This is a genomic window from Sanguibacteroides justesenii (genome assembly GCF_003204205.1).
GTDB lineage: Bacteria > Bacteroidota > Bacteroidia > Bacteroidales > Marinifilaceae > Gabonibacter > Gabonibacter massiliensis.
In genome coordinates this window covers 1-561 of sequence record NZ_QJPL01000028.1, presented here as the reverse complement: position 1 = coordinate 561, position 561 = coordinate 1, and the positions used below count along the sequence as shown (strand labels likewise).

The 561-nt window shown below is 49.7% G+C and carries 1 protein-coding gene; it reads right to left on the bottom strand.

Annotation, left to right across the window (positions count from 1 at the left end):
• A partial coding sequence (locus DMB45_RS14780) for a hypothetical protein (RefSeq protein WP_181416532.1) occupies positions 1 to 561 on the bottom strand: 561 nt, incomplete at both ends.

The window sequence follows — 561 nt, the reverse complement described above, 5'->3', positions numbered from 1 at the left end:
CTCCGGCTGCACGTACCCGCTTCCGTTCCGAGAGACCCGGTAGAAACTACAAAACGAGAGCGGGGTCTCCACAAAAAGATAACGATCGAAAGGGTAAGACTTCCCGTGCCCCGCTTTTGAAAAAGAAGAAATCACCCCAGGGAGTGAATCCGGCACGACCTCCAAACCGTTAAAGTAATCACCGTGTCCCGGGTAAACATAATAACCGTACTGCACCGAATCTACCGGCAACATATCGCCGGTGTAAGTACCTACCACCAGCGATAACCCGACAAGAGGCTTTGTCGAACGAAATAAAGTAACCTCTCTTTCCTTGAACGACGCTCCTTGAGAAAAAACAGCCTTGTCCCCAATGCCGCTTACCTTTAGCGTCGAATTGAAAAAATGTTTATCAACAGCGTATACATTCCCCGGGTTAACCGGGGGAGTACATACCGGATACCACAAGCATTCTGGGGTGAGAAGAGTGTAAGCCTCTCCCAAGTAAGCGAAACGCTTCCCGAAACGACACGTGAAATCTCCCCGGTCCGAAAGATCGAAAAACGTTTTATCCGGGATGTC